General features: G+C 52.7%; 1 protein-coding gene. It reads left to right on the forward strand.

The features are described 5' to 3' along the window. On the forward strand, window positions 1–2,245 hold a 2,245-nt coding region (locus ABYW01_RS19880), incomplete at both ends, for a PAS-domain containing protein (RefSeq protein WP_372836147.1).

The raw sequence follows: 2,245 nt of genomic DNA on the forward strand, positions 1-2,245 counted from the left end.
CGGCCACCAGCATGGTTATCGTTGCATCTATTGCGCTATCAACCATGGTCTGCAACGACATCGTCATGCCATTACTGTTTCGCATATCCTGGTTAAATCTATCCCAAAGCAAAGATCTCGGCGCACTGCTGCTAAAAGTCCGCCGTGTGACGATTATGTGCCTGATGCTGCTGGCTTACTTTTATTACCGAATCCTCGGTGATCAGGGGTCATTGGCCTCTTTTGGTCTGCTGGCATTTGTCGCCGCTATCCAGTTCCTGCCCGCAATTATTGGCGGTTTATACTGGAAAACCGGATCTCGCAACGGTGTCTTTATTGGTATGACCGCAGGCTTTTTGTTGTGGCTCTACACGCTGGTAATCCCCACACTGATGGAAGGCGGATTGATTGGCGATAGCTTCCTCGCCGACGGCCTTCTTTCCGTAAGTTGGCTCAAGCCAACAGCCCTGTTTGGCATGACGGATCTGGATCCTTTAACCCACGGTGTGTTCTGGAGCTTATCGATCAATATCATGCTCTACATCGCCGTATCCCGATATAGCTCGCGCCGCTTAGTAGATCGCATTCAGGCCAGCGCCTTTGTTGACATCTACAACAAGGATCTGCCGGAAACCTCGCGTCATTATGAACATGTCACCGTCGGCGACCTCCAGATGCTTACCGAACGTTTTTTGGGCATCAGCCGCACACAGCACTCGTTTACAGGCTTCGCACTGCAACGGGGGGAGGAACCTCCACTTTCCGGCGATAAAGCCACCCCGGAACTGATTCAGTTCACTGAACGCTTGCTGGCCGGTGTGATTGGCGCCTCCTCCGCACGCATCGTACTTGCATCCATTTTGCAGGGCCGTGACATGCAGATTGGTGATGTGGTTACCATCGTCGATGAAGCCTCTCAGGCTCTGCGCTTTAACCGCTCACTACTGCAATCAACCATCGAAAACATCAGTCTGGGTATCAGTGTAGTGGACCAGCAGATGAGACTGGTCGCCTGGAACCGCCCCTACGTGGAGATGTTTGATTACCCGGAAGGTCTGATCTGTGTAGGACGCCCGATTGAGGAAGTATTCCGCTACAATGCCATCAAGGGTGAATACGGCCCGGGTGATATAGAAACTCAGGTCAAAAAACGCTTGGAGGTTCTGCGTTCCAGCCAACCGCACAGCTATGAACGCTTCCGCCCGGACGGCACCGTATTGGACGTACGTGGCAACCCCATGCCCAATGGCGGCTATGTAAATACCTACATGGATATCACTGACCACAAACAGATTGAGGAAGCCCTACGCGAAAGCGAGCAGAACATCCGCATCTATACCGACAACGTACCGGTTCTGATCGCCTATCTGGACCCAAATCGCCGCTACCTGTTCGTCAACAAAGCCTATGCGTCCACCTTTGATCTGGATCGTCACAATATCTCCGGTCAGCCGTGCTACAAAGTACTGCCGGAAGACGAATACGAACTACGCACACCTTATATCCGTGAGGCGTTAACAGGAAAACGGCAGCGCTTTGAAACCCTTCTACCCACGAAAGACGGCAGTATCCGTTACGCCGAAGTGACCTACATCCCCCACATCGGCGAATACGGTGACGTGCTGGGGTACTTCACCCTGTATCAGGACGTTACTGAACGCCGACTGGCTGAGCAGGCCCTACAGGAAACCAACGAAACACTGGAACAACGCGTCAGAGAACGGACACATGCGCTTTCGGTAGTGAACAAAGAGCTGCGTAAGGAAAACACAATCCGCGCACTGATGGAGGATGAACTACGTCAGGCTAAATCCGATGCGGAAGCTGCCAACCTGGGCAAAACCCGCTTCCTCGCAGCGGCCAGCCACGACCTTCTTCAGCCACTTAATGCGGCACGCTTGTTCTCTTCCGCATTGGCGCAAAAAAGCCACAGTGACGAAACCCGGCAGCTTGTGGATAATCTGGACGGCTCATTGAAAGCCGCCGAAGAACTGATTACCGCGATTTTGGACATATCCAAGCTCGATGCGGGTGCGCTGGAACCCTCCATCACAGATTTCTGCGTAAGTGACCTATTCAGTACACTGTCGGTAGAGTTCACCGCCATGGCCGTGGATAAATCACTCAAATTCCGCTGCCATCCCTGCAAACAGGTTGTCCGCTCAGACCAACAGATGCTGCGCCGTATACTGCAGAATTTCCTGTCTAATGCGATTCGCTACACCCAAAACGGGGGTATCTTATTAGGCTGCCGTAAACGCGGAAA

The sequence above is a fragment of the Pontibacterium sp. genome, assembly GCF_041587635.1.
Classification (GTDB): domain Bacteria; phylum Pseudomonadota; class Gammaproteobacteria; order Pseudomonadales; family Balneatricaceae; genus Pontibacterium.